A 25,391-nucleotide genomic window follows, 5' to 3' on the forward strand; every position below is an offset into this window, starting at 1 on the left:
CAAGCTATGATGCCTGCAGCTCTTCGTGTCGAGGGCCTGTCCAAGACCTACGGACGCCTCCGGGCGCTCGAGCCCCTTACCCTTGATATCCCTGGAGGCGCCGTCTTCGCCCTGCTCGGGAGCAACGGGGCCGGCAAGAGCACCTTCATGAAATCCGTCCTGACTCTGGTGAGGCCGGACTCCGGAACGGCTCTGATCGGAGGGGTCGATTCCAGGATCCCCACATCGCGGGAGCACGTCAGGTATCTCCCCGAGATAATCCGGTTCCCCGGCAACCTCACCCCTTCCGTCATGCACGGCATGCTCCTGCGCGTGAGGGGACGGGGCACCCAGGCCGACCTCATGGAAAGGTGCGAGCAGCTGTCGTGCACCGAGCTGGCCAACCGGCCGTTCTCGAAGATGTCCCGCGGGCAGGTGCAGCGCACAGCGCTCGCGATGGCCTTCGCGGGCGAGCCCGGGATGCTCTTCCTCGACGAGCCGTCCAACGGCCTCGACCCCGAAGCCAGGATCGAACTGAGAACGATGGTCAGGGAGCAGGCCTCGAGAGGCTCCACGATCGTCATCAACTCCCACCTCCTCGGCGAGGTGGAGGCGGTGTGCGGCATGGCCGCATTCATGAAGAAGGGCAAGGTCGTCGCCTCCGGAGAACTGTCCGGGCTCGTCCGCCACACCGGCAGGGCGAGGATAGAGACCCCCTCCCCCGTCGAGATGGCCTCGTTCCTGAGGAGATCGGACCTCGAGGTCTTCGAGTGCGATCACGGGATCGAAGCGACGGTCTCGGAGGAGGCCTTCCCCGGGTTCGTCGCCCTCGCGGCAGGCTCGGGGATACCCTTCACCGCCGTGGAGATGAGGCGCGAAAGCCTCGAGGACCTCTTCGTGCGCCTGGCGGGTGGAGGTGCGGCATGAAGGGCATGGCTGCGCTCTTCGAGGCGGGGATGAAGCAGATGTCGAAGAACCGCCTGATCACGGTCCCCGTGGGTCTCGCCCTCCTATATCCCCTTCTGGTGACGCTGCTGCTCACGGGGATCAGGACCACCGACCCGGGCGAGGCAGCGAGCCCCGACACGGCCTTCGGCGTGATCTTCATGACGGTGCCGATGGCGGCAACGCTGGCCACGGGCTTCATAATGATACTCGGGAGCTCCCTGCTCCCCGAGGAGATCTCTGCGGGCAGGGCGGGATACTGGATAGCCCAGCCGGTCTCCAGGAATTCCTACTTCTCCGGGATGACTGCGGCTTCCTTCGCGGTCTGCTGCGTCGTCACCTCGATCCTGTTCTACGGTACGTCGGCGTCGATACTCGCATTCCTGCCCTACAGGCCTGCTGCGATCGTCTGGGCCTTCGCCTGCCCGCTGTTCTGGACGGCCGCGAACCTCGCGCTCGTAACCCTGGTGTCCCTCCTGATCCCCAGGATCGCCTCCGTCATCGTCTGCCTCGGCGTGGCCGGAGTGTCGAACTTCCTCGGCAGCGTCTCGCAGGTGGCGGATGCCGTACCGCAGGGTGCCTTCTCCGAAACCGTTCGGGTGGTCTCGACGGCCGGCTTCTTCATCTTCCCGGCGGACCCGATGCTCCGGCTGGCGATGGCGGGTCTGAGGCCCGCGGACTCCTCGATCCAGGATATGATCACCTCGATGGGATTCGCGACGACTCCGCCGGCGTGGCAGATAGCCTACGCGGTCGTGTGGTCCGCCGCCGTCTTCTGGCTTGCAGCCGCCAGGTTCAGGAGGATCGACCTGGCCTGAAGCGCCTCGTGCCGGACTTCAGAGTCCGACTGCGCCCTCGAGGTGCTTCGCGAGCACGGCGGTCATCCGGCCGTGATCCTCGATCCCCGTGCACTCCCTTATCGAATGCATGGACATCACGGGATTGCCCGCGTCCACGGAGGGGACTCCGAGACGGGTGGCCAGCATGGGCCCGATGGTGCTCCCGCACGGGATGTCGTTCCTGCATGCGAAGACCTGTACCGGAGAGCCGGCGGCCGACGCGCACTCCCTGAAATAGGCCTCCGTGAGGGCCGATGTGGCGTACCTCTCCTGAGCGTTGACCTTGATCACCGGGCCTGAGTTGGAAACTGGCCTGTTGCCGCGCTCGTACTTCGACTCCCAGGCGGGGTTGACGGCATGTGCGGCGTCGATGGAGACCAGGATGCTTCCCAGGAGAGCCCTGTGCATCTCCCGGGTGCCGCCCGAGAGGCATTCCAGCACGGTGTCGAGGAATCTCGACTGGGCACCGGCGCCGGTCGAGGAGCCGACCTCCTCGTTGTCGAAAAGGCAGAGAACCGATGTGGACGGGGCCCTGCCCGCAGAGAGCAGCGCCTCGATCCCTGCATGGCACATGGCCAGGTCGTCGATCCCCTGCCCGGTCACGAATCCGCCCCGGATCCCGCCGACCGACGGCGGCTGGACATCGACGAGATGGGCCGTCCATCCCGACAGTTCCTCAGCCGTCAGCCCGCAGGCGCCCGCAACGGCTCCCGCCAGGTCTTCGTTGGAGAAGGAACCTGCCGTCAGGATCGGCTGGATGTGGTCCTCCTTGTTGAAGGAGAAGCCATCCTCGTTCATCCCCCGGTTCAGGTGCATCGCGGGCATCGAGACCCGCGCCGCCATCCCGGGGATGCGGAACGGCACGGTGCCGAGGCGGCCGCCGGGCTCCCTGCGGACCGCCGTGCCCGCCAGGCCCAGGTCCCTGTCGAACCATGTCGAGAGTATGGGTGAACCGTAGATCTCCACGGACAGTACGGAATGACCGCCTGCCTGCCTGACGGGGTTGTTGCGCAGGCGGAGTCCGGGGAAGTCGGTGTGCGCGCATGCGATCCTGAAGCCTGCGGCGGCGGGTTCATCCGTGCCGAGCCTGGCTGCGATCAGGGAGCCGGTGCCGCGCCTGACGAAGAACTCGACCGGGAACTGCCCGTCCAGCAGTCCGTATTCGGTCGTTTCGGAGAAACCGCCGCTTCGCAGCAGGTCGCAGGCCTTCCCGACGGCATGCCCGGAAGTGGGCGAGGATGCGAGGAAGTCTAGGAGTCCCTCCGATCCCATGCGGGAGCCTTCCTTTCTTCGGAATGGATGCGCTCCGGGGCGCCCGGGCGGTCCGCGGAGGCATCGGATCCGGCGCGGCGATCCGAACCTCGTGCTGCTGCGCCGCTCCTGACCTGGAACATGAATGCCTCGAGCCTCGCGTCGTTGTCGGTATCCTCCTGGCCGTCGAAGGCCAGGTTCAGCCACGGCAGGCCGGGCAGATCCCTGCGGAGGCGCTTGGACACAGCTGTGACGATGGTCCCGGGCAGGCAGGTGAACGGGAGCACGTTGACGGCCCCGTCGATCGCCCCCCTCCGGGCGAGGGCCACGGGCGCCCCTATGCAGAGTATCGCCTCTCCCCCGATGTTTTCCTTCATGTAGGGTCCGGCGGCTTCGAGAACCTCGGCCGCCCCCGGGTGGTGCCGTCCCTCAAGCAGCCCTGCGAAGGGGCGTTCCATGGAGCGCTTGACATACTTCATGAGCAGGCTCTTGGCCGCCGCCCTGAGGATGTCCGCGGGTTTCCTCGAACGCAGGGCGCGCGTCATGAACGTGTGGTTGACGAACTCGAACCACTCCAGCACCCAGGTAGGCAGGACCTCCCCGCCGAGCGCCTCGATCCGGTCCTCCGTCCATGAGTTCGCGTAGGGATCGTTCCTGACGTAGATCTCGCCGAAGACGAGCACCAGGGGCCTTTCGACTCCCGACAGGGGGATCCGGCCGAAGAGGCCGGCCGACTTCCGCATGGCTTCGCCCAGGCCTTCGCCCTTTTCCATTGCGTTCTCCACCAGGGACATGGCGATGGTGAACGCCCTCGTTGCGTCGCCTTCCCTGGCCTCGTACGGGCTCGTGCGCCTGTATGCGGCCTTCAGGATGTCCGCACAGGTGGTGCCGCGGAGCAGGTCGAGCTGGAACGACGGCGAATCCAGGCCGGGCACCGATGTGTACGAATCCCTCGAAGAGGCGGTGATGATGGGCACGGAGGAGAAACCGGACCGGTCGAGCAGGATCCTGTGATATGTGCAGTACTGGCCGAACCGGCAGGGACCCGATGCGGTGCCCATGAAGAAAGCCGTGCGGTCGGGATCGTTCTCCCCCAGAACCTTGAGCATGTTGCCCGAAGTGATGATGGCGGGATAGCACTCCTTGCCGGAGGTTACGGTCCTGCCCATCGCGACGGTCTCGCGGTCCGTCTCCGGCATCTCCCTGGCGTCGAGCCCCCTTCTCCTGGCGGCTGCGGCCACGAGTGCCGTGCCCGGGCCCAGCCTGGGGACCCAGATCGTGCGGCCCTCGACTCTTCCGGCCCGCCTTCCGGGGGCTTCCGTGAGGCCGGCCCGACCCGCGCCGGCCGAGGCGGGGAGGGAATCGAGGAAGGCCTCGCAGCGCGTGATCATCCCGGCATCGGCCGAGTGCTCGTCGGCCTCCAGGGTGAGGAACGGCGTCCCATCCATGAGGGAGGAGAAGTGGTGGTGGATGAAGGAATCCGGCCCGCAGCCGAAGTTCGTGAGATAGACGGCGCGGAGCCTCGGATCCCTCTTCACGGCCAGGGCCGCGGCCAGGATCTTCTGGCCGTAGTGCCAGTACATGTCGGGGCAGAGTCCGGCAGTCTCCCTCATCGGCAGGTCGAGCATCTCGGCGGGCATGACTCCGACCCCCATCCGCGACAGCTTGGCGGGGAGATCGGAGCTCACGGAGGGGTCGCATCCGTTGTAGGGCCTGCTCACTATCACGAGCATCGTGCCGTTGTCGGGCAGGGAGTCGAGAGCCTCCCTGCCGGCCTCCCGGATGGACCGTTCGAACGAGTGCTGCGCCTCGAGAGCCTCCTCGACCGCCCTCGAGGCCTCGCCCGAAGTGCATCCCATCGACTCGCCCAGGGAGATCATCGCGGCCTTCCAGTCCGACGTCTGCCCGGTGAAGTCGAGCACGGGGGCCAGCACCCCGACTCCCCTTCCGGCGAGTCCGAGGGAGGATTCGATGACGTAGGGAGAACCCGACACGTACGGGCAGTTCTGGGCCTCCTCGAATCCCTCGTGCCTGAAGGCTCTGAGCATGGATGGGAGGAAGATCCTGCCGGCACCCCGTTCGAGGAGATCCAGCACATGGCCGTGGGCGATCTTCACGGGGAAGCAGGTCTCGGCAGCGACGTTCTCGACGCCCTTGTGCACGGTAGCCCCGGTCGAGGGCGACGACAGCACCACCCCGAAACCGAGGGACTCGAAGAAACTCCTGAAGAACGGGAAGAACTCCCAGAACCAGAGAGCCCTCGGGATGCCGACCAGCCTCGACGGGTCTGCGCCGGGATCAGGCGGCGAGTAGCCCCGCAGGAGGATCTCCTCCCGGACCGGGAAGAGGTTGACGCCCTTCCCGCCGGCCGGTCTCCTGCCCGTCTCGTACTTCTCGCACCTTCCGCCGTAGTGGAGCCGCCTGCCGTCGTCGAACCCGACCGAGTGGATCTCGCACCTGTTGGGGCAGCCCTCGCACACGAAGCTGGACTGGGTGTAGGAGATCCCTGAGAGGCCGAAACCGCGGAAGGACGAAGGCTTCCCTCCCGACCTGTCCCTTGCGATGAGTGCGGCCCCGATGGCGCCGGTGACGTCGTGGTCCGGGGGGACCGTCACGGGTCTGCCGAGGACGGAGTTGAAGGCTGCCACCACGCCGGCGTTGTACGCCGTGCCGCCCTGGAAGAGTATCCTGCGGCCGGGCTTCCTGTCGCCGACCACCCTGTGGAGGTAGTTCTGGACTATCGAGTAGCACAGGCCGCCCACGATGTCCTCGACGGGGGCTCCCGCGGCCTGATGGGCGACCACGTCGCTCTCCATGAAGACGGTGCACCGCTCGCCGAGCCCGGAAGGGGCCGGAGCCTCAAGGGCCACCGGCCCGAACTCCCGGATGCCCAGTCCGAGCCGTTCCGCCTGCTCTTCGAGGAACGATCCGGTACCGGCGGCACAGACCTTGTTCATCTCGAAGTCGACGACCCTGCCGCCCTGGATGCTGATGTACTTGGAGTCCTGGCCGCCTATCTCGAACACGGTATCCACGTCGGGGCAGGCCTCGACGGCCGCCCTGGCCTGTGCGGTGATCTCGTTGACCACGGTGTCGGCTCCCGTGAAGTCGCCGATCATGTAGCGGCCGGATCCGGTGACACCCGCGGAGAGGATTCTCACCCCCTCGCCGAGAGTCGCGCCCACCAGCGCAAGGCCCTTCTTGACGGCCTCGATGGGCCTGCCCGCCGTCATCAGGTACTCGCGGGCGGCGAGGCGCCCCGCCTCGTCGATTGCGGCCAGGTTCGTGCTTATGGAACCAACGTCTATCCCGAGGTGGTACCCCGTGCCGGCTCCAGGCGCCGCACGCACGAAGGAAGGCGGCGGCGAGCCCCTGTGCTTCATCAGCGGGGGGTGGCTGCCGGCCGTGGCGGGATCGGCACCGAGGCCCGCGAGGAGGCCCGTGAACTGCTCCCCGGCGATGAATATCTGGTCGTCCTCGGCGCAGAGCGCCGCGCCGGCTGCTGTGAGTTCGGCCGAGTGGGAGGGGACTGTGATGCCTCCCCTGCATTCCGACAGGACTTCGCCGAAGGCCCTCACCATGCCGGCGTTGGATGCGACTCCGCCCACGAAGCCCACGGGAGGCCTGAACTCCTTCCCGCCCGCGATGATGCTCTTGAAGTTCCTTGCGACCGCGAGGCAGAGCCCGGCTACGATGTCCTCGGGAGGGGTGCCCACCTGCTGAAGGTGGATCATGTCGGACTTGGCGAATACGCTGCATCTCCCTGCCACCCTGGGCGGGTGCGGGCACCGGAGGGCGAGCCTCCCGAGCTCCTCGGCGTCCATGCCCAGCCGCGTGGCCTGCTGGTCGAGGAAGGAGCCGGTGCCGGCCGCGCAGACCGAGTTCATGGAGAAATCGTCGAAGACGCACTTCCTGCCTTCGATCCTGAAGAGCAGGAGCTTGGAATCCTGCCCCCCCATCTCGATCACCGAGCCGAACTCGGGATGCAGCCTGCAGATGGCCGCAGCGAGCGCCACCACCTCGTTCACCGGCCGTGCGCCGGCGACGGCTCCGACAGCCCGCGCGGCGGAGCCCGTGACGCATGCCGCGACGGTGCTCCAGCCCGGGATGGAGGGGAGGATGATCCCGAGGGTCTCGTAGGGGCGGCCGAGATGGCGTCTGTAGACCGTGCGCGTGATCGCGCCGTTCTCGACCAGTGCGAGCTTGACGCTTACGGAACCCAGATCGATGCCCAGAACCCGTTCAGAATGCATGTCGGTGTCCAGCTCCGTGGAGTCAGGCGCAGGGCCGCTCCCTGGCGGGGTGGTTCAGATGTCGTACCTGACGCTCGTGGCGTCGCCGGATATCCAGATGGAGACGGAAGATGCGTCCTCGCACTCCGGGGGGACCGCCAGGGTGTCGGAGATCGAGTTGATCCCGCTGGTGTACGAGATGACGAGCAGTCCCGAGACCGGACCGTGCAGATCGCGGGAGACGGAAGAGGAGGCCTCGATCGCATCCCATTCGTAAGTCGAGCCCGAGAGTCCGATCGAGATGCCGGTGATCGGTACGCCGGAATCGTTGGCCACCTCCAGCTTGGGACCGCCGCACCCGGCCAGGGCAAGGGCTGCGGCTAAGGCAGCGATGAGTCTCCCGCGCATCTTCCGGACCTCCCCGTTCGGGTGAAGAGCTTCACCGGCAGCGATGATCCGAGTATAATACGGCCTGCACGAATCGAGGAGGATCGACTGAAGCCGCTGCTCCTGCTGGCCCTGCCCCTGCTCCTGCTTCCCGGGGTCTCCCCTGCCTATGTCGGGCCGGGGGCCGGGTTCGGGGTTGCCACCTCCTTCCTCGCCGTGCTCAACGCGGTCGCCCTCTCCATGCTCTCCCTGCTGATATGGCCGTTCGTGTCCGCCAGGAGGGCTCTGCTGAGGTCGCGGATACCGAACCGGCCCCTAGCGAAGCGCGTGGTGGTGCTCGGCCTCGACGGCCTCTCCCCGGCGATCGCGGCAAGGCTGGCCGCGGAAGGCCGGATGCCCCGCCTAGCCGCTCTTGCACGCTCGGGAACCCTGGCGGAACTCGCCACCACCACTCCCGGCATATCCCCGGTGGCATGGACCACCTTCCAGACCGGTGTCGATCCCGGGAAGCACGGGATTTTCGACTTCCTGGCGCCCGACAGGGCCAGATACGCCCCGGTTCTCTCCTCCGTGGAGACGGTGCGCACCCGCCGGGGAAGGGATACTGTCCGGGGCCTGAGGGGCTCCAGGCCCTTCTGGGAGCTGCTTGGCGCCTTCGGACTCCGTTCGGTCGTGCTCAGGGTCCCTGTGACGTATCCCCCGGGTCCGCTGGACGGGTACCTCCTCAGCGGAATGTGCGTGCCCGACCTCCGGGGGACCCAGGGTCTCTACACGCTGTTCGGCGAACGTGAGGGAGAGCTCCCCGGCGGCATCGAGGCCGCTCTCTCACCGACAGGCAGGCGGCGCTGGGGGGCGTTGCTGGAAGGCCCCCCGTCGGGCTACGGGCCGCTGGAGGTCCATCTGGCAGAGAAGTCGGGAAGGTGGTCGGCTCGCATAGGGACTGGCGCCCCGGTACGGCTCGAGCCGGGAGTGCTCTCGGACTGGGTCAGGCTCTCTTTCCGCAGCAGGACCCGCGGACCCTCGGCCAGGGGCGTGGCAAGGCTCTGCCTTACCGCCGGAGACACCCCCGCGCTCTATGTCTCCGCCATCCACCCCGATCCCTGGTCTCCTCCGTTCCCGATATCGTCCCCCGTGCTCTATTCGAGATACCTTGCCTCGACTGCCGCGTCCGGCAGCTACGCGACCCTCGGGCTCGCCGAGGACACGTGGGCCCTGATGAACGGGGCGCTCTCCGAAGGGCAGTTCCTGTCCCAGGCATGGTCCATCTTCGAGGAGAGGCGCGGGATGTTCCGCGACGCCCTTCGCAGGGTGAGACGGGGGCTGGCGGTCTGCGTCTTCGACACGCCCGACAGGATACAGCACGTCTGCTGGGCCGCCGGCGACGGCCCCGGCACTCCGGTCGGCGACGCATACGAGAAGATGGACGCACTCATAGGCGAGACCGTCGACGCCCTGGGGCGCGACGACATTCTGATAGTCATGTCCGACCACGGCTTCACGGCCTTCGACACATGCCTGGACCTCAACAGGTTCCTTTTCGAGATCGGGTTCCTCGTGTTCCGCGACGGAGTCGTTCCTCCCCAGGAGGACCTGTCGGGGGTGGACTGGTCGCGGACGAAGGCCTATTCGCTCGGTCTGGCCGGGATCATGCTCAACATGAAGGGGCGCGAATCGCAGGGCATGGTGGAACCGGGAGACGAGGCCGCCTCGGTCATGGACGCGATCTCTGAACGGCTCCTCGCGCTCGCGGCACCCGACGGCCGCAGACCGGTGAAGTCCGTCGTCAGGGCCTCGGACGCCTATCGGGGCCCCTATGTCGGAAGGGCGCCCGACCTGGTGGTCGGGACACATGCGGGCTTCAGGTCGTCCTGGCACAGCGTGACCGGAGGCACGGGCCTCTCCGCCGTCCATCCCAACCCGTACCGCTGGACGGGCGACCACTGCCACGACAGCTCCCTCGTGCCGGGCATCCTGGCCTCGAATGCAAGGCTGGCCGGCCCTGCGTCGATCCGCGACATCGCCCCCACGGTGATGAGGGCTCTGGGGCTCGAAGCACCCCGGCACATGGACGGCAGACCGCTCGTGGAGGGCGCCCGGCGATGAGGAGGAGGGAGTTCCTCAGGCTCGCGGCCCTGGCGCCGGCAGCCGCCCTGGCATTCTCGTGCGCGCGGGGGTCCCGCACGGGCCGTGCCCGCAGGGTGATCCTGATCGGGATCGACGGGATGGACCCCGGGCTCGCCAGATCGTACATGGATGCCGGACTGATGCCCAACTGCTCGAGGCTCGCGCGCATGGGCTCGTTCTCCCCCCTTCGCACCGAGTTCCCGCCCCAGAGCCCGGTTGCATGGTCGAGCTTCATCACGGGAACCGGTCCCGAGAGCCACGGGATATTCGACTTCATACACCGCGACCCCGTGACTCTGGCGCCCTATCTCTCCACTTCGGCCGTCGAACCGGGCGGCCGGGACCTCAGACTCGGCTCACTCAGGCTTCCTCTCGAGGGGTCCGCCACCAGGCTCCTCAGGGCGGGCGACCCTTTCTGGAGGCACCTGCGCGACGACGGCATGCCGGTGACGCTGATGAAGCTCCCCGTCGACTTCCCCCCCGTGTCGGCGCACGGCGCGAGGATCCTGTGCGGGCTGGGGACCCCGGACGTCAGGGGCAGCCAGGGCAGCTTCACCTTCTTCACGGACAACCCCATGAGGATCAGCGACGATACGGCGGGAGGCCTGGTGATCGCCGTCAGGGCGGAGGACAGGCGATTCTCGTGCCCGCTCGACGGCCCCCCGGACGGCTTCAGGGATGGTTCCCCCGCCTGCAGGACGTGGATCACCGTCACGGCCGACCCGGTCTCCGAAGGTGTGCTCGTCGAGACCGGCAGCGGCTCGGCGGTGCTCGGGAGGGGAGAATGGAGCGGCTGGGTGCCGGTGGAGTTCGGGATGCTCGGAGGGCTCTCGAAGGTGCGGGCCATCGCCAGGTTCCATCTGCGGTCCGTCTCTCCGCACCTCGAGCTCTATGTGAGTCCTCTCAACATGGACCCGGCGCATCCCTCCCTGCCCATTTGCTCGCCCCGAGGGTACGCGCCCGATCTGGCCTTCTCCCTCGGCCCGTTCCACACCAAGGGATTCCCCGAGGACACGAAGGCCCTCTCGCGGGGAGTGCTCGACGACGTCTCCTATCTGGGCCAGGCCTTCGACCTCTACGACGAGCAGCTGTCCCTGATGAGGGAGGGCCTGGGCGGGTTCGACGAGGGGCTCTTCTTCTTCTACTTCAGCACCCTCGACCTCAACGTCCACATGTTCTACCGGGACATCGACGGCCTCAGCCCGACGCACTCCACGGTGATGGACGGGGCGAGGGGGATCGTACCGAGGCTCTACTCGATGATGGACGGCGCGGTGGGCGAGGCGATGGAGGCGATGGACGGCGACACCATGCTGCTCGTCTTCTCCGATCACGGATTCTCGCCGTTCCGCAGGGGTTTCAACCTCAACTCCTGGCTGGCCGCGGAGGGATACGCGAGGCTCTTCGATCCGGTGGCGGCCCGCGGCGAGATGTTCGCCGGGACCGACTGGAGCTCGACCTCGGCCTACGGGCTCGGCATCAACAGCCTCTACCTGAACCTCCGCGGGAGGGAGGAAGGAGGGTCGGTCGACCCGACCCAGGCATCGGTCCTCCTCGACAGGATCGCCTCCGGGCTGCTATCCGCGGTCGATCCCGCGACCGGGCTCCACCCCGTGAGCAGCGTCAGGATCCTCGGCGGGGGCAGGGTCGCAGGGCTGCCCCCCCACGCCCCGGACATGCTGGTCGGCTACGCATCCGGCTACAGGTCCTCCTGGGACACCTCCCTGGGAGGCTATTCCGAGGAAGTCATATCCGACAACACCGACCCATGGAGCGGCGACCACTGCATGGATCCCGATGCCGTGCCCGGCGTCCTCCTCTCCAGCATGCCGCTTCCGGGGGCATCACCGGCGCTTCGGGACATGGGCAGGACGGCCTGCTCGTTCCTCGGGTCGACCACCCTCCCGCCGGGAAGGGACCTCGGGGATGGATAGCCTCGTCCCCGCCGCATCCCGCATCATCGCAGCGATCCTCGACCCCGTGGCCGGCATCGCGGGGAACGCCGGACCGCTGGCGGGAATGGCGCTTCTTTCCGCTCCTGCCGGCGTGCTGATGGCCGAGGCCTTCCGCCTGGCCTCGCCGCGCAACCTGGGCTCTCTCCTCAGATCGGCCCTCTCCAGGATGGCCGGCATGATGCTCCATGTCGAGGATCCCGTCACTGTCGTGAAGCTGGCCTTCTCGTCGCTCTGGAGGACCGTGGTCCTCCTCGCGGCGCTGGTTCCTCCGATCCTGCTCGCCTCCCTGCCGTTCTCCGCGGCCTATGGGCAGATCAGGGCCAGGTACGGCCTCGCCTTCCCGCGCGACAACGCTGTCGTGACGATCGATTCCGATTCCGCGGTCCAAGTCGCGGGAGAGGGGGTCGTCCCGCCCGTGGTCAGGGGCGTGTCCCCCGGGACCGCCTCCTTCAGGATCGCAGGCGTCGGCCGGGGAACTCTGATGGTGGACGGCGTCCCGATCGACACCGGTTCGGGAGAGCCCGGGATGCCGCTTGTCTCCCGCTTCACGACAGCCCGGACGCCATCCGCCCTGCTCGATCCCTCGATCCGGATCGTGGAGGGCTCCGCGAACCGCTTCGACGGCAGGATCTCCCTCGGGCAGGCCTCCTACGAGATGGCCGGCATCAGGGCCGGATGGCTGGCCTGGTTCGTCATCTTCTCGAGCGTGGCGGCCACGGCATGGTTCGCGCTGGTGTCGGCCCTGAAGAGTGCGCGGCGCTTCAGGCCATGTAGCCCAGCCCCTTGAGCTTGCGCTTCAGGTCCTCCTCGGACTCGCCGGTGCCGGGGTCGAGCTTGTCGAGTTCGCGCGACAGGACATGGTGCGCCAGTTCCTCCGGTGAGGAGTAGCCCACCATGGCGGCGACCCTGGATAGCCTCTCGGCCATCTCGTCGTCGAGCTTCAGCTTGAGCGTCTTCAACGGCACCTCCCGCGACGGGCGAACAAATCCTAGAGGTATCCGAGCCTGCGGAGCCTCTCCCTTACTGCATCCTCCTCGGCACCGGCGCGGCCGGCGGGAGGGGGTATCATCCCGGCCAGCTCGAGCTTCCTGAGAAGGGCATCGAGCCGCTCTCCGTCGCCTATCTCGGCAAGGTCGGTCGACACGACGCGGAAGCCCTCGGCGGACTCGAATCCGCCCAGGGAGGTGACCACGGTGACGCCGTGCCTCGCCAGAGCGGCGCAGGCCGACCGATCCCGCAGCCCGTTCCCGCTCTGCGGGTGGACGATCTCCACGCCGGCCCCGCGCGACGAGAGCTCGGCTCCGAGGGCATCGAGCCTGGATACGTCGGAATCCCCGCCTGCAACGGATATGATCGTCCCGGTCATGCCCTGCTCCTTCCCGATGCCCATTCCACGAGGATCCGGGCTATCTCGGGCCTGGTGAACTCCGCCGGCGGGATCTCCCCCGCAGCCAGCATCTCCCTGACCCTGCGGCCCGAGAGCACCATATGCGCCTCGTCGGGATGCGGGCAGGTCTTGGTGGTGGCCATGCCGCCGCACGTCCGGCAGAAGAAGGAATGCTCGAAGCACAGGGGCGTGATGCCCAGCTCGCCGGGCTGGAAGCGGCCGAAGATGAGCTGCGCGTCGTAGGTGCCGTAGTAGCTGCCCACGCCGGCATGGTCCCTGCCGACGATGAAGTGGGTGCAGCCGTAGTTCTTCCTGACGAGGGCGTGGAAGATGGCCTCCCTCGGCCCGGCATACCTCATGGCCGCCGGGAACACGCTCATGACCGCCCTGCCCTTCGGGAAGTAGCCTGCGAGGAGCACCTCGTAGCATGCCATCCTGACATCGGCCGGGATGTCGTCGTCCTTGGTCGATCCTACGAGCGGATGGAGCAGGAGGCCGTCGGCTATCTCCAGTGCGCTCTTCTGGATGTACTCGTGGGCCCTGTGCACGGGGTTGCGGGTCTGGAAGGCCACTATCGACTCCCACCCCAGCTCGCGGAAGAGGACGCGCGTCTCTGCCGGATCGAGCCTGTACCTGTGGTAGGGCTCCGAAGCCCTTCCCCTGATGCTCGTGACACGGCCCCCCACATAGGTCCCCCCGAGCCCGAGGAGATAGGCAGCCCCGGGATGCGCGGGGTCGGCCGTGGTCAGTGTCCTCTCGGCCTCCAGCCGCAGATCCGCTCCGAATACGTCCTCCACCTCGATGACGCCCCTGACCGCACCCGAAGAGTCGCGAAGGCACATCCGGGCGCCGGCGGCGGGCGCGTTCATGCCATCCTTGAGGGACAGCGTGACCGGGAGGCTCCAGACGGGGCCCTGCGGGAGCCGCATCTCGTCGCGGACGAGTTCGTACTCCTCCCTCCGCATGAAGCCCTCGAGCGGGCTCATCGCGCCGGAACCGATCATCTCGAGATCGCAGGCCTCCCGTTCGTTAAGCGGGAATGAAGGAAGGGACGAGGCCTCCTCGAGGAGACCCGGGCTGTCGGAGAGCTCGGCCTGCCTCTGTACGAGGCGGCCACCATGGGGCTGCGAGGGCATCCGGTACTCCTTCCGGTTCATCATGCGCGCCGGTCCGTGGCGGAGGCGGCGTTCCCGAAGATAGGGTTTCCGCGGCCCGCTGTCTTGATGATAATAACGCCCGTGCCGTCCCGTTTTCGGATTGGAGAGCGATGGATCCTGTTCTCAGGGTGGAGGGACTCTCGAAGAAGTATCCGAGGCAGAGCGGTCTAGGCAGCTTCCAGGCCGTGTCCGACGTGTCGTTCGAACTGGAGCCCGGCGGCATACTCGGCTTCCTGGGCCCCAACGGTGCCGGCAAGACCACTACGATGAAGTGCATCCTCGGCCTGCTGGCGCCATCATCCGGCAGGATGGCGGTTTTCGGCCGGCCCCCGGCCTCCCCTGAAGCCCGGCGCAGGATGGGCTACATCCCCGAGAATCCCGACTACGAGGATTCCTTCACCCCCGAGGAGTATCTCTCGTTCTTCGCATCGATGAGGCATATCCCGTGGAGCCGCGGCGACTCGGCCCGCATGCTCGGCAGGGTCGGCCTCGAGAACTGGGGAAGGGCCAGGATACGCAAGCTCTCGAAGGGCATGAGGCAGAAGCTGAGCCTGGCACTGGCCCTCCAGGGCTCCCCCGAACTTCTGGTGATGGACGAGCCCACCGGAGGCTTCGATCCGCTGGCCCGGAAGGAATTCAGGGACATGCTCCTCGAGGAGAACTCGAGGGGCGCCGCATGCTTCCTCTCCTCACACATCCTCTCCGACATCGAGACGATATGCTCCCGGGCCCTGATACTCGCCGGCGGTCGGGTCGTCCGGGAGGGTTCGATGAGCGAGCTCCTCAGCTCGCAGAACAGGCACAGGATCTCGTACAGGAAGCCGGGAGCCGGGAACGCGGAGGAACTCGTCGAGCTCGCCGACCTCCAGGCTGCGATCGACCGCATCAGGTCTTCGGGCGGAGAGATCGAGGCGGTCGGCCGTGAGATCCTGTCGCTCGAGGAGGTCTTCCTCAGGGCGACTTCGGGTGGCGAGGAGCGTTGAGCACCATCCGGGCCTTCGCGCTGATGACCCTGAAGGGGCTCACCAGGCGCCGCACCTTCTGGGGCATTGCCCTGGTCACTCTCATCGCCCTGGCCGGGATCGGCTCTATCCCCTCGTACGACGTCACAGGCGAGGGCAGGTTCATGATAGACATGGGCCTCTTCGGCATCGAGATCGGCTCGCTCCTGCTGGCCATAGGGCTGGCCTCCAACATGTTCCCGAGGGACAGGGAGTCCCGTACCGTGATGCCACTCCTGGCGGTACCGCTCTCGAGGACCCAGTACGTCCTCGGGAGATTCGCGGGGGCGGCACTCGTCCAGACCGCCGCGATAATGGTGTGGTGCGCCTGCCTCGGCCTGATCCTCGCCGTGAACGGCTACTACGTCCCCGAAGCGATGCTGCCGGCCTCGATCCTCCTCGTGGCGGAAGGCTGGTTCCTGCTGGCGGTGGTGCTCTTCTTCAGCTTCTGGACATCGCCTCCGCTCAATGCGCCGCTGACCCTGCTACTCTTCATCGTATGCCAGATGACCCCCGCCCAGTTCTCGGGGCTCCTGCCCGGGGCGGAGCGTGTCATGGAGGCCCTGAGGATGCTCCTGCCCCGCATGGACGTGTTCCACATCAAGGATCCCGTCGCACACAGGATACCTGTTCCGACCGCATACTTCCTGCTCGCCTCGGTGTACGGGCTCGCCTACACGTCCTTCATGCTCTCCCTGGCGATCGCGGTGTTCCGGAGAAGGGACCTCAAGTGAGCCTCCGGAAGGAGAGCAGCGCGTGACCGCCGGGCTCCTCGCCCTGATGCTCGTGCTGGGGCAGTCCCCTCCCGACGGGCACGACCACGGTGCCGAGGACGCTCACGGAGATGCCGCGATCGACTCCGCCGGCTTCGGCGCGGATCGCCACCTGCACCCGCCGGGCGAGGAGAACCACGGCACCGAGTGGTTCTTCAGCCAGCCCTGGGCCACGCCGGAGAGATGGCGCTTCATGGCCAGGGATTCCGTCGTGCTGGCCTCCGCGGCCGCCGGCATCCTGATGCTTTCCGGGCTCAGGAGGCGGAAGTGAGGCGGCATGCGCCACTGACAGCCGCCATAGTCTCCCTGGCCCTGGCTGCCGCCGCGGTCCAGCCGCTCGACGGGATCAGGCGCTGGAGCCCGACGGACACGATGGGCCCGGCAGTGTCGGGCCTCGACCAGATCCGGCTCATCGCTGCAGAGGTGCTCTACCTGCAGATGGACGACTATCATCACATCATGATCTATCAGGGTTACGACTGGGCCGCGATAGCCGACTACCTCCCGCAGATATGGCTGATCGTCAGGCTCAAGCCCGACTTCTGGCAGGCCTACGAGGACGGAGCCTACCAGCTGGCGGTCAACCTCGGCATGCCCGAGGAGGGCATGAAGCTCCTCGGGCAGGGACTGGAGAACTGCCCCGGGAACAGGCAGCTCCTCTGGCAGGACGTGGTGATCAGATGGCGGCTGGAGATCGGCACGGTCCGCGAGAGGCTCGCGGCATGCGCCCGTTACGCCGGCTCCCTGCGGAGGGACGGCCTGCCAGACCCGAGCCCTGCCGAGATGAGGAACGTGTGTCTCATAGGCTCGTGGGTGTCCGGACACGGACCGGGGCATGTCGACAGCCTGGCGTCCCGGCACTACTCCCGAAGGGCGGAGATCCTCGAATCGATCCTCTCGGCCTCCAGGCTCACCTCATCCTGAAGATCCAGGCATTGGGCTCCCTGGGCTCCTCCCAGTAGCTCCAGCCGTCGGACATCAGCAGGGATTCGGCAGCGGCGGCTCCACCCGGAAGCATGATCTCGACGGTATCGTCACCAGAGGCATGCGCGGCGCGGGCCGCGGCCCGTCCGGCCTCCACCGGGTCCTCCAGGGCGGAGGCGCAGAACGTGAAGACGTTCTCCCCGGGCCGGGACATGAACCTCAGTCCGGAGGCCTCCCGCACTTCGCACAGCCCGGCGATCGCCCCAGCCGTGTCCTCCGTCCTGAGAAGCGCCTTCCATCCCAGCGGGACCCGCGTCGTGTACGGCAGCAGGTCGCGTTCCTCGAGAGGGACGACGGCCGCGGGCGCAGCGCCCTCCTGCGGGATCGATGCCCGGTACAGGAATCGGAATGTCTCGACCCGCTCGAAGCCGCAGGATTCAGCGATGGCGATGCTCTCGGAATTGTGGTAGTAGGTCTCGAACTCCACCCAGTCGACGGTGCCTCCGTCCCTCAGGGCCCGGGCCCTCCTGAAGCAGTCCTCGGAGAGAAGCCTCCCCAGACCCCTGCCCCTCATCGAGGGATGGACGCGCAGCCCTTCGAGCCATGCCACCCGTCCGGGCATCACCGTGATCTTGTAGCATCCGAACAGCCTTCCGGCGATGATGCCGGAATACATGCCGCCCTCTGCGATCCACGAGGCCGCGACTGCCTCGAGGTAGTCGCCCCCGTCCCATGTGCCGCGGGAGATCTCGGCCAGCTCCGGGATGTCCCCCGGGACTGCCGCCCTTATCGAGGGCCGGGGCATGGCATCTTCCGTCAGTTCCGAGGTTCCGTCCGGCATCTTCTTTCCCCATAATCGGAATGTTTTGCGGAGACGGCCCACCCGTGTCCTCCGGAGGGAAGGAATATGAACACACAGGAGATGTTTGGGGACTTCCACCCGCTCGAGAGCAGTTCCTTCCAGTCATTCTGCGAACTGGTCAAGGTGGGCGACGGCGGCACCCTGGTCACCCAGGGCGAGCAGTCGACGGACTTCTTCGTGCTGCTCAGGGGCTGTCTGAAGGTGATGGACCAGCGCACGGGCGAGGATTTCGTACTCGCCCAGCTCTGCGAGGGAGACGTGTTCGGCGAGATGTCGTTCCTCGACGGGAGCCCCAGATCGGCCACGGTCATCTCAGAAGGCGAATCCGAGATACTCCGCATGAGCCGCCAGAGCTTCGCCCTCCTCCAGTCAGTCAACCCGTATCTCGGGCTTCTCATCCTGGTCTTCCTGGGTCGCATGATGTCCGGCAGGCTCAGGAGCGTGGACGAGAAGATGGCGGGGATGGCCAGGGAGCGCGACAACAGAGAGCTCTCCGAGCTCCGCAGACTCATCTCCGGCATCCGGAGCTCCGTGCGGTCGCAGGTGGGCGATTCCGGAGAATCGGATCTCCTCTAGAACCGGGGGGTGCCAATGTCCGGCGTGAAGAGGGTTTTCCCGCAGCTCAGCGCCTCCGAGGAGGCCGAGATCCTGTCCGAATGCACCAGGATGGAGGCAGGGGCGGGCACTGCCGTGCTGCGCAAGGGCGAGGGCGGAGGAGACCTGTACATCGTCGAATCCGGGGTGTTCAAGGTCTACGAGGAAACCGCCGGCGAGGACTTCGTGCTCGCCCTCCTGAACAGGGGCGACGTGTTCGGCGAGCTGTCCTTCCTCGACGGGTCGCCCAGGTCGGCCTGCGTGAGATGCCAGAACGACGGGAGTCTCCTGAGGTTCGGAAGGCCGGACTTCCCGAAGCTTCTGCTGAAGAACCCCTACACAGCCTCCAGGCTTCTCTTCAGCCTGGCCTCGATCGTGTCGGCGCGGCTCAGGAAGGCGGACGAGGCTCTCGCAGTCCTTGCCTTCGACGAGCCGGACGCGTCGTCCGACGAGATGCACAGACTCGCAGCCGAGATGCACCGGGCCGTCCACATGGAGCTGTCCCCGGGTTCGAGCGAATCGGCGCTGGAGTTCTGACCCCGGCCGGCCGCCGGCTGGTCTTCAATCCGGCGGGATATGGAGATGCCTCCGGGTTCGAGAGAATCGGCCCCGGGTTCCGACCCCGGTCGGCTGCCGCTGATCTTCAATCCGACAGGATGAGGGAGGCGAGCTTCGTGAAGGCCCTCGCCCTGTGGCTCGCGGCGTTCTTCTGGCAGGCGGGGCATTCCGCATAGGTACAGCCCAGCGAAGGCACGAAGAACACCGGATCGTAGCCGAAGCCTCCGTCGCCTGCGGGTGTTTCGAGGATGATGCCCTCCACCTCGCCTGTCGCCGTCACCACGCCGCCGTCCGGGCGGGCGAACGCCGCCGCGGTCCTGAAGAAGGCCTGCCGCGACGCACCCTCCTCCCACTTGAGCACGCGCAGGAGCTTGGCTACGTTGTCGGCATAGCCCGCGGAGGAGCCTGCGTACCTGGCCGAGTACACGCCGGGGGCGCCCCCGAGAGTCGACACGAACAGCCCCGTATCGTCGGCGACGCAGGGCATGGAGGTCGCACGGGCCGCGGCGAGCGCCTTGATCGCGGCGTTCTCCGCTATCGTGCCACCCGTCTCCTCGCAGTCCCAGCCGGGCATGACGAGGGTCACCGGCACGACCTCTCGAGCCGGACCCTCGAGGATGGCCCTCACTTCGGCCAGCTTGTCGGGGTTGCCCGAGGCCAGGACGAGTCTCACGGCCTCGCTACTCCCCCGCCGCCAGCTTCTGGCACGGTATGACGTAGCCGAGGATGGAGGACATCGCTGACCGCGCCATCTCCTGGACATCGTCGAAGGGTATCGGCCTGTGCTCGGCCGAGGCCTGGAGCTCGACGAGGAGCCCTGATGACATGCAGACCACGTTCATGTCCATCATCGCGCCCGAATCCTCTTCGTAGGTCAGGTCGGTGAGGACGCGGTCGCCCACGATCCCGATGCTCAGCGCTCCGACGAAACCGCGCCAGGGATCGGTCTCGACGTCGCCCCTTTCGAGGAGCCTCTGGATGGCGAGTCTCAGGGCCACGGCACCGCCCGTGATGGCGGCCACCCTGGTCCCGCCGTCGGCTACGAGCACGTCGCAGTCGATCGTGATCGTCCTGTCGGGCAGCTTCGAGAGATCGAGGGTCTGCCTGAGGCTCCGGCCGATGATCCGCTGGATCTCCTGGCTCCTGCCCTTGGTGGCACCGCCCCTGTCGCGCCTGACGCGCCTGTTCCCGCTGCCCGGGAGCATGTCGTACTCGGCCGTCACCCAGCCGCCGCTCTTCGGGGCGATGAACGGCGGCACCCTGTTCTCGATGCTGGCCGAGCAGAGGACCCGTGTCTCTCCCCAGGAGATCAGCACGCTCCCCTCGGGGGATGGCTGGAAGCCCGTCTCGAACGATATCTCCCTGACGTCCGAATCTCCCCTGCCGTCGCTCCTGGTCCTGGCGCCTTCAGGCATCACCGACCTCCACCTGGGTTACTAGCGGTATGGAGCGGCCCAGGAACCTCTGGGCGATCTCCTGGAACTTGAGCGGGATGTCACTTACATAGAAGGAATGGGAAGGAAGACCCGGAACGCCGGGCCCGCTCAGGAGCCCCGCCTCCCCCAGCGTCCGGCCTACGACCGATGCCGTCGATTCGGCCGAATCCACCAGGGCGACCTCCGGTCCGAGCACGTGGCCCAGGACCGCCTTGAGGAGCGGGTAATGGGTGCAGCCCAGCACGAGCGTGTCGATCTTCTCGCGCAGAAGGGGGGCCATGTATTCCTCGACCACGAGAGTGGTGATCCTGTGGTCGAGCCAGCCCTCCTCCACGAGGGGGACGAGGAGGGGACAGGGCTGGGCCACTACGGTCCGGATTCCCCCCGCCTCCCTGAGGGCCTTCTGATACGCTCCGCTGGAGATCGTGCCGTTGGTCCCGATCACGCCGACGATGCCGCTCCTGGTCGCCCGGGCGGCGGCCGAGGCCCCGGGTTCGATCACGCCGATGACGGGTACGCTGCTCCCGCCGCGCAGGGCCGGCATGCTGACGGACGAGGCGGTGTTGCAGGCGGCGACCAGCAGCTTGACGCCCTTGCGGAGGAGGAATGCGGAATCCTCCAGGGAGAAGCGTATGACTGTCTCGGGCGACTTGGATCCGTACGGGACCCGGGCGGTGTCTCCGAAATAGATGACGGACTCGTCCGGGAGCTGCCTCGTTATCTCCCGGACGACCGTGAGGCCCCCTATGCCCGAATCGAAGACGCCTATCGGAGCGGTGCGGTCCAAGACCGTCAGATGGCGTCGGGGACGCCGCGCAGCGGGAGCCCGTCGGGGAATCCGTCCATGGTGGCTCCGGAGACCAGCGGGATGAGCCTGGTGTAGTTCACGAACCTGCCCTCCACCGTCCGGGCGAGGCCCGCGGGGTCGTAGGTCCCCGGGAGGTCGGCATAGAGAGTGTCGCTCCGCGGGAACACGAACACCCTTTCGAGCTGGGTGTCCTCGAAGCCGGCACAGGCAGCCCAGGCCTCGACCAGCAGCATCGTCTCCAGGGGGATGTCCGAAGTGGCAGGGGCTTCGGGGAGCTGGACCACGACGGCGTCGGATCCCGCCGAGACGAAGAGCGAGCACGGGGTCGCGGGCCAGGATGTCTGCGGGAGTTCGGCCACCTGCTCTTCGCGGCTCACGGCAGTGCTGTCCGGGAGAGGGACGACGAGGGAATCGGGAACGGGGATGTCGCCGGCGAGAGCCTCCTCATCGGCCTGGGCATCGGAGAGTCCGAGCCGGCTGTTCATGATCCTGAGCCCTGCAAAGAGCAGGAGGGACAGGGCCGCGATCACTGCGAGTTCGATCAGGATGCCCCTCAGTAGCGGATCCCTGGTTCTGCCGGGCATTTCGTTCATCTCCCCCGTGTGTTTGCGAATGCTTCGATTCCCGCAACAATAGCCCGCGCGGTCCGGAACCGGAAGTCCAGATCCCGGAGGAGGCCCTCCTCGCCCGGATTCGAGATGAAGGCCACCTCGAGGAGCACCGATGGCATCCACGCCCCCCTGAGGACGTAGAAGCCGGCCTGTTTAACCCCTCTGTCCGATCCGGAGGGCCACTCCCCCGACATGCTCCTCTGCAGGCTCTCGGCCAGGCTGCTGCTCTGGCTGAGATACAGGTTCTGCGCGATGTCGGCCAGCAGGAACGACAGGGCTCCGCCATCGGACTCCGGCTCAGGGTCGCCGTACAGTTCGGCCACTCCGTTCTCCATGGCGGCTACCGCCCTCGCGTCATCGGTCCTGGCGAGGCTGAGGAAGTAGGTCTCGAAGCCTCCCGCCCCGCGGTTGGTGCTCGCATTGCAGTGGATGCTCACGAACAGGTCCGCCCTCGCGCGGTTGGCGAACCGGGTCCTCTCTCCCAGGGAAACGTAGGTATCGGTATCCCGCGTCATGAGGACTTCAACTCCCGGCATGCCCAGGGCGAGCAGATCCCTGACGAGAAGGGCGATTTCGAGATTCCTGTCCTTCTCTGCGTCGCCGCTGGGTCCCACCGCCCCGGGGTCCCTGCCGCCATGCCCCGGATCGAGGACGATGCAGTCGAAGTCCGAGAGCCATGGAGCCGGGAGCCCCGAGGAGAGTGCGGCCAGGGCGAGCGAGTCGGACGATGCTGCGGGGCCGGCCGGCTCGTCGGGAGGCCCCGCCCATGACAACGCAGGAAGGTCGAATCCCACCGCCGATCTGAAGAAGACCACCAGGGTCAGGCTGTCGGCGCTCAGGGCCCAGTCGACGGACTGTACGAGCGGGCTCCCTGCGGCCCTCAGGGTGGTGCCGTCACTGGACACGGACAGGCTCTCGATCCAGAACGATCCCCGGGGCGGAGCGGGGGGCAGTGTGAACCCGGTGCGCACCAGCACCGTGAAGCCCTCTGCAATGAGGGACGGCGACATGGCGGAGTCGCTGACGATCTCGAGAAGCGCACCGTCCGGCCTGGGTACGACTCTGACGCCGGGCGCCTGGACAAGCGCCAGGATCGCCAGGAGGAGGTCAGTCACGCCTGACCTTCATGGCGGCCTCGATCCTCCGGCGGTCGTCGCGCCTGGCTATCTCCTCCCGCCTGTCGTGCTCCCTGCGGCCCCTGCAGACACCCAGGAGCATCTTCACGATACCGTTGCTGTAGTGGAGATCGAGCGGAACGAGGGTCAGACCCTTCTCCTCTATCCTGCGCCTCAGCCTGTCGAGCTCCCTCCTGTGCGCGAGGAGCTTCCGCCTCCGGTTCGGGGGATGGTTCTCCCGGGCCTGGTCGTATTCGGGCACGTGCATGCCCGTGACCCATAGCTGGCCCCTGTCGTCGAAGGAGGCATAGGAGCCGGCCAGGCCGGAACCGCCCTCCCTGACGGACCTTGCCTCCGTCCCCCTGAGAACGAGGCCGACCTCGACCGTGTCGAGGATCTCGTAATCGTAGAACGCTCTCCTGTTGCGGGTGATCGAATCCTTCAGGGGATCCTCCGGTCATTGACGCCCGGCCCCGGCCGGGCTAGAATCTCGCGCCCGGTGCCGAAGTGGCGAAATGGCAGACGCGCTAGGTTCAGGACCTAGTAAGGGAAACCTTGTGGGGGTTCAAGTCCCCCCTTCGGCACCAGACTTCCTCCTCAGACGCGAGACGCCCTTCATCACCTGTACGGTCAGCCCGATCATCACCAGCCCGAGCAGGACCTTGCCCATTCCTCCCGCCAGTATCGACAGACCCTCCGAGACACCGGTGGTGTCGCCGGTACGGATGCAGAGATCCAGCAGGACCCCGCCTGCCAGGACCGATCCGATCTGTCCGGAGACATTGGCGCTGACGGCGTGCATGAGCAGGAAGTTGCCCTTGTCCTCCTCCCGTCCGAGCTGCTGGACCAGCCTTGCGGACATGGGGAAGGACGAGAGGCCGGCGGCCCCGATCAGGGGGTTCACCCTGACGCCGAGGGCATGGAGGATCTTGCCCATGCCCACGCCGAACGCGGTCGAGACGATGAAGGCCAGGAGCCCGAGCCCGAAGATCAGGAGGGTCTCCGTCTGAAGGAAGATGTCCGCCCGCATGGTGGAGCCCACTGCGATCCCGAGGAACAGGGTCACTAGGCTGGCGAGCGTGTTGCGGGCCGAAGCCGCGAGGCTCTCCGTGGCGCCGGAGGTGGCGAGGATGTTGCCGAACATCAGTGTGCCTATCAGGGGGATGCTCAGGGGGCTGAGCATGGCGCTGATGAGGATGATGGTGTATGGGAAGATCTTGAGAAGGACCGGCGGCACTCCGGTCTCCGATGTCGGCATCCTCACCGCCCGCTCCCTGCGGGTGGTCATCAGCCTCATGATCGGGGGCTGGATGAGAGGCACCAGGGCCATGTAGGAGTAGGCCGCCAGGGTGACCGACCCGACTATGCGCGGGGCCAGCCTCGACGCCACCACGATGGAGGTCGGGCCGTCCGCGGTGCCGATGACGCCTATGGACGCGGCCTCGAAGAGCGGGAACCCCGCAATGAGAGCGGCGAGGAGGGCACCGAAGATCCCCACCTGGCCGGCCGCGCCGAAGACCACGAGCCAGGGCCTCTCGAGAAGGGGCTTGAAGTCGAGCATGGCCCCTATCGCGACGAATATCAGGAGGGGGAACAGCTCGTTGGAGATGCCGTACTGGTAGAGGAGCCCCAGGAAGGAATGGGCCTCCCTCATGGGCGAGAGGGGGAGGTTCACGAGGACCATCCCGAGCCCGATCGGGAGCAGCAGGAGAGGCTCGTATCCCTTCCTGACGGCGAAACCTATCAGAGCCAGGCCGAAGGCTATCATCGCGGCCTCGCCCGGACTCGGGAGATAGAGACCCCAGTTCATATGCCTGTTTTCCTCCTGAAGGCCAGCGGGCCCGCAGACGAGAGAGGCGGGTTCGAGGAATCGCGTCCGCTGAGCACGGGATCGACGACACCCCAGTCGATACCGTTCTCCGGGTCGTTCCATGCCGTGCCGTACTCGTCGCTGCCGTCGTAGAGGGCGTTGACCACATAGACCATCGAGCAGTCGGTCAGCGCGAGGTATCCGTGCGCGACCCCCGGGGGTATCAGCACCGACGAGCCCGAACCGGCGGAGAGCGGCAGGCTCGTCGAAACTCCGAGAGTGGGAGATCCGGGTCTCAGGTCGATGAAGCCGGCAAGCATCTCGCCATCGACGGGAATCCAGAGGTCGTGCTGCCTGAGATGATAGTGGAGGCCCCGCAGGACCCCCGATCTCGATCTCGTGCAGTTCACCTGCAGGTCGCCGCCGAAGACCCCCCCGAACCAGGAGGAGCGGAAGACCTCGCTGAAGCTCCCCCGGTCGTCGGGGAAGAAGGGTGCGTCCACCGTGAGGAGGCCGTCTATCCCGGCCCCGGCTCTGCTGTCCAAGGAGCCTCCATCCCTCGCGGGGCTTCATGACAAGCGGCCCCGCCGGCTTTAGATTGCCCGACAAGCATACACAACACGCGCACGTCCCTGCAAACGCG

At 66.9% G+C, this 25,391-nt stretch carries 26 protein-coding genes and 1 tRNA gene; 12 read left to right on the forward strand and 15 right to left on the reverse strand.

Going from position 1 to position 25,391, the window contains the following annotated elements; genetic code table 11:
- Positions 1-9: 9 nt before the first annotated feature.
- On the forward strand, positions 10-906 hold the full coding sequence (locus QUS11_02315; GenBank protein MDM7992126.1) for an ABC transporter ATP-binding protein: 897 nt from the start codon (positions 10-12) through the stop codon (positions 904-906).
- Complete coding sequence (locus QUS11_02320) at positions 903-1,742, forward strand: hypothetical protein (protein MDM7992127.1); 840 nt, start codon at positions 903-905, stop codon at positions 1,740-1,742. Before QUS11_02315 ends, QUS11_02320 begins: the two co-directional genes overlap by 4 nt.
- 18 nt (positions 1,743-1,760) lie before the next feature.
- On the opposite strand, the gene QUS11_02325 is transcribed toward QUS11_02320, so the two are convergent.
- Genes QUS11_02325 through QUS11_02335 form a run of 3 tightly spaced genes read right to left on the reverse strand, consistent with a single transcriptional unit; the run spans position 1,761 to position 7,654 of the window.
- Positions 1,761-3,035, reverse strand: coding sequence for a M18 family aminopeptidase (locus QUS11_02325; GenBank protein MDM7992128.1), 1,275 nt, complete (start codon positions 3,033-3,035; stop codon positions 1,761-1,763).
- On the reverse strand, positions 3,014-7,267 hold the full coding sequence (locus tag QUS11_02330) for an acyl-CoA dehydratase activase (protein ID MDM7992129.1): 4,254 nt from the start codon (positions 7,265-7,267) through the stop codon (positions 3,014-3,016). Before QUS11_02330 ends, QUS11_02325 begins: the two co-directional genes overlap by 22 nt.
- A 54-nt stretch (positions 7,268-7,321) precedes the next feature.
- On the reverse strand, positions 7,322-7,654 hold the full coding sequence (locus QUS11_02335; protein ID MDM7992130.1) for a hypothetical protein: 333 nt from the start codon (positions 7,652-7,654) through the stop codon (positions 7,322-7,324).
- Between the two features lie 21 nt (positions 7,655-7,675).
- On the opposite strand from QUS11_02335, the gene QUS11_02340 reads away from it, so the two are divergent.
- From QUS11_02340 to QUS11_02350, 3 genes are read left to right on the forward strand one after another with little or no spacing between them, the layout of a single operon-like run.
- A complete protein-coding gene (locus QUS11_02340; GenBank protein ID MDM7992131.1) occupies positions 7,676-9,736 on the forward strand; it encodes an alkaline phosphatase family protein in 2,061 nt (686 codons plus the stop codon).
- A complete protein-coding gene (locus QUS11_02345; GenBank protein MDM7992132.1) occupies positions 9,733-11,691 on the forward strand; it encodes an alkaline phosphatase family protein in 1,959 nt (652 codons plus the stop codon). The genes QUS11_02340 and QUS11_02345 overlap by 4 nt, the downstream gene beginning before the upstream one ends.
- Positions 11,684-12,499: a hypothetical protein gene (locus tag QUS11_02350; protein ID MDM7992133.1), complete on the forward strand. Its 816-nt coding sequence runs from the start codon at positions 11,684-11,686 to the stop codon at positions 12,497-12,499. Before QUS11_02345 ends, QUS11_02350 begins: the two co-directional genes overlap by 8 nt.
- Here QUS11_02350 and QUS11_02355 read toward each other — a convergent pair.
- The 3 genes from QUS11_02355 to sat are packed head-to-tail and all read right to left on the reverse strand — an operon-like array spanning position 12,474 to position 14,259.
- Entirely contained in the window at positions 12,474-12,671 is a 198-nt protein-coding gene (locus tag QUS11_02355; GenBank protein MDM7992134.1) for a hypothetical protein, read from the reverse strand. The genes QUS11_02350 and QUS11_02355 overlap by 26 nt on opposite strands.
- A 29-nt stretch (positions 12,672-12,700) precedes the next feature.
- On the reverse strand, positions 12,701-13,078 hold the full coding sequence (locus tag QUS11_02360; protein ID MDM7992135.1) for a hypothetical protein: 378 nt from the start codon (positions 13,076-13,078) through the stop codon (positions 12,701-12,703).
- A complete protein-coding gene (sat, locus tag QUS11_02365; GenBank protein ID MDM7992136.1) occupies positions 13,075-14,259 on the reverse strand; it encodes a sulfate adenylyltransferase in 1,185 nt (394 codons plus the stop codon). Before sat ends, QUS11_02360 begins: the two co-directional genes overlap by 4 nt.
- A gap of 107 nt (positions 14,260-14,366) precedes the next feature.
- On the opposite strand from sat, the gene QUS11_02370 reads away from it, so the two are divergent.
- From QUS11_02370 to QUS11_02385, 4 genes are read left to right on the forward strand one after another with little or no spacing between them, the layout of a single operon-like run.
- On the forward strand, positions 14,367-15,239 hold the full coding sequence (locus QUS11_02370) for an ABC transporter ATP-binding protein (GenBank protein ID MDM7992137.1): 873 nt from the start codon (positions 14,367-14,369) through the stop codon (positions 15,237-15,239).
- Positions 15,236-15,991 (forward strand): ABC transporter permease, encoded by a 756-nt coding sequence (locus QUS11_02375; protein ID MDM7992138.1) that lies wholly within the window; start codon positions 15,236-15,238, stop codon positions 15,989-15,991. The genes QUS11_02370 and QUS11_02375 overlap by 4 nt, the downstream gene beginning before the upstream one ends.
- A 22-nt stretch (positions 15,992-16,013) precedes the next feature.
- Positions 16,014-16,301 carry a hypothetical protein gene (locus QUS11_02380; GenBank protein MDM7992139.1) on the forward strand — a complete coding sequence of 96 codons (288 nt, stop codon included), beginning with the start codon at positions 16,014-16,016 and terminating at the stop codon, positions 16,299-16,301.
- Entirely contained in the window at positions 16,298-16,954 is a 657-nt protein-coding gene (locus QUS11_02385) for a hypothetical protein (GenBank protein ID MDM7992140.1), read from the forward strand. Before QUS11_02380 ends, QUS11_02385 begins: the two co-directional genes overlap by 4 nt.
- On the opposite strand, the gene QUS11_02390 is transcribed toward QUS11_02385, so the two are convergent.
- Positions 16,941-17,795 carry a GNAT family N-acetyltransferase gene (locus QUS11_02390; protein MDM7992141.1) on the reverse strand — a complete coding sequence of 285 codons (855 nt, stop codon included), beginning with the start codon at positions 17,793-17,795 and terminating at the stop codon, positions 16,941-16,943. The genes QUS11_02385 and QUS11_02390 overlap by 14 nt on opposite strands.
- A gap of 66 nt (positions 17,796-17,861) precedes the next feature.
- Here QUS11_02390 and QUS11_02395 point away from each other — a divergent pair, with 66 nt between their 5' ends.
- Both QUS11_02395 and QUS11_02400 read left to right on the forward strand, forming a co-directional pair.
- The gene (locus QUS11_02395; protein MDM7992142.1) at positions 17,862-18,392 is read left to right on the forward strand and encodes a cyclic nucleotide-binding domain-containing protein; all 531 of its coding nucleotides are present in this window, start codon (positions 17,862-17,864) and stop codon (positions 18,390-18,392) included.
- A gap of 24 nt (positions 18,393-18,416) precedes the next feature.
- Entirely contained in the window at positions 18,417-18,947 is a 531-nt protein-coding gene (locus tag QUS11_02400; protein ID MDM7992143.1) for a cyclic nucleotide-binding domain-containing protein, read from the forward strand.
- 106 nt (positions 18,948-19,053) lie between these two features.
- Here the strand turns inward: QUS11_02400 and rdgB are convergent, their stop codons facing one another.
- The 6 genes from rdgB to smpB are packed head-to-tail and all read right to left on the reverse strand — an operon-like array spanning position 19,054 to position 23,371.
- Positions 19,054-19,641, reverse strand: coding sequence for an RdgB/HAM1 family non-canonical purine NTP pyrophosphatase (gene rdgB / locus QUS11_02405; protein ID MDM7992144.1), 588 nt, complete (start codon positions 19,639-19,641; stop codon positions 19,054-19,056).
- Positions 19,642-19,648: 7 nt separating this feature from the next.
- Positions 19,649-20,383 carry a ribonuclease PH gene (rph, locus tag QUS11_02410; protein MDM7992145.1) on the reverse strand — a complete coding sequence of 245 codons (735 nt, stop codon included), beginning with the start codon at positions 20,381-20,383 and terminating at the stop codon, positions 19,649-19,651.
- Positions 20,376-21,191, reverse strand: a complete 816-nt coding sequence (gene murI / locus QUS11_02415) for a glutamate racemase (protein ID MDM7992146.1) — start codon at positions 21,189-21,191, stop codon at positions 20,376-20,378. Before murI ends, rph begins: the two co-directional genes overlap by 8 nt.
- Positions 21,192-21,196: 5 nt before the next feature.
- Positions 21,197-21,796 carry a hypothetical protein gene (locus QUS11_02420; GenBank protein ID MDM7992147.1) on the reverse strand — a complete coding sequence of 200 codons (600 nt, stop codon included), beginning with the start codon at positions 21,794-21,796 and terminating at the stop codon, positions 21,197-21,199.
- A gap of 5 nt (positions 21,797-21,801) precedes the next feature.
- A complete protein-coding gene (locus QUS11_02425) occupies positions 21,802-22,938 on the reverse strand; it encodes an N-acetylmuramoyl-L-alanine amidase (protein ID MDM7992148.1) in 1,137 nt (378 codons plus the stop codon).
- Positions 22,931-23,371, reverse strand: a complete 441-nt coding sequence (smpB, locus tag QUS11_02430) for an SsrA-binding protein SmpB (protein MDM7992149.1) — start codon at positions 23,369-23,371, stop codon at positions 22,931-22,933. The genes QUS11_02425 and smpB overlap by 8 nt, the downstream gene beginning before the upstream one ends.
- Before the next feature lie 68 nt (positions 23,372-23,439).
- Between smpB and QUS11_02435 the strand changes: the two genes are divergently transcribed.
- A tRNA-Leu gene (locus QUS11_02435) sits at positions 23,440-23,525 on the forward strand.
- On the opposite strand, the gene QUS11_02440 is transcribed toward QUS11_02435, so the two are convergent.
- Complete coding sequence (locus QUS11_02440) at positions 23,504-24,748, reverse strand: sodium ion-translocating decarboxylase subunit beta (protein ID MDM7992150.1); 1,245 nt, start codon at positions 24,746-24,748, stop codon at positions 23,504-23,506. The genes QUS11_02435 and QUS11_02440 overlap by 22 nt on opposite strands.
- Positions 24,745-25,293 (reverse strand): dTDP-4-dehydrorhamnose 3,5-epimerase family protein, encoded by a 549-nt coding sequence (locus tag QUS11_02445; GenBank protein ID MDM7992151.1) that lies wholly within the window; start codon positions 25,291-25,293, stop codon positions 24,745-24,747. Before QUS11_02445 ends, QUS11_02440 begins: the two co-directional genes overlap by 4 nt.
- Positions 25,294-25,391 lie beyond the last annotated feature (98 nt).

The sequence above is a fragment of the Candidatus Fermentibacter sp. genome, from assembly GCA_030373045.1.
GTDB lineage: Bacteria > Fermentibacterota > Fermentibacteria > Fermentibacterales > Fermentibacteraceae > Fermentibacter.

Coding starts and splice junctions, on each gene's coding strand:
- QUS11_02440 (MDM7992150.1), bottom strand. CDS start 24,748: ATGAACTGGGGTCTCTATCTCCCGAGTCCGGGCGAGGCCGCGATGATA.
- rph (MDM7992145.1), bottom strand. CDS start 20,383: ATGCCTGAAGGCGCCAGGACCAGGAGCGACGGCAGGGGAGATTCGGAC.
- QUS11_02350 (MDM7992133.1), top strand. CDS start 11,684: ATGGATAGCCTCGTCCCCGCCGCATCCCGCATCATCGCAGCGATCCTC.
- QUS11_02370 (MDM7992137.1), top strand. CDS start 14,367: ATGGATCCTGTTCTCAGGGTGGAGGGACTCTCGAAGAAGTATCCGAGG.
- QUS11_02330 (MDM7992129.1), bottom strand. CDS start 7,267: ATGCATTCTGAACGGGTTCTGGGCATCGATCTGGGTTCCGTAAGCGTC.
- QUS11_02345 (MDM7992132.1), top strand. CDS start 9,733: ATGAGGAGGAGGGAGTTCCTCAGGCTCGCGGCCCTGGCGCCGGCAGCC.
- sat (MDM7992136.1), bottom strand. CDS start 14,259: ATGATGAACCGGAAGGAGTACCGGATGCCCTCGCAGCCCCATGGTGGC.
- QUS11_02325 (MDM7992128.1), bottom strand. CDS start 3,035: ATGGGATCGGAGGGACTCCTAGACTTCCTCGCATCCTCGCCCACTTCC.
- QUS11_02320 (MDM7992127.1), top strand. CDS start 903: ATGAAGGGCATGGCTGCGCTCTTCGAGGCGGGGATGAAGCAGATGTCG.
- QUS11_02390 (MDM7992141.1), bottom strand. CDS start 17,795: ATGCCGGACGGAACCTCGGAACTGACGGAAGATGCCATGCCCCGGCCC.
- QUS11_02315 (MDM7992126.1), top strand. CDS start 10: ATGCCTGCAGCTCTTCGTGTCGAGGGCCTGTCCAAGACCTACGGACGC.
- QUS11_02360 (MDM7992135.1), bottom strand. CDS start 13,078: ATGACCGGGACGATCATATCCGTTGCAGGCGGGGATTCCGACGTATCC.
- QUS11_02335 (MDM7992130.1), bottom strand. CDS start 7,654: ATGCGCGGGAGACTCATCGCTGCCTTAGCCGCAGCCCTTGCCCTGGCC.
- QUS11_02395 (MDM7992142.1), top strand. CDS start 17,862: ATGAACACACAGGAGATGTTTGGGGACTTCCACCCGCTCGAGAGCAGT.
- QUS11_02420 (MDM7992147.1), bottom strand. CDS start 21,796: ATGCCCGGCAGAACCAGGGATCCGCTACTGAGGGGCATCCTGATCGAA.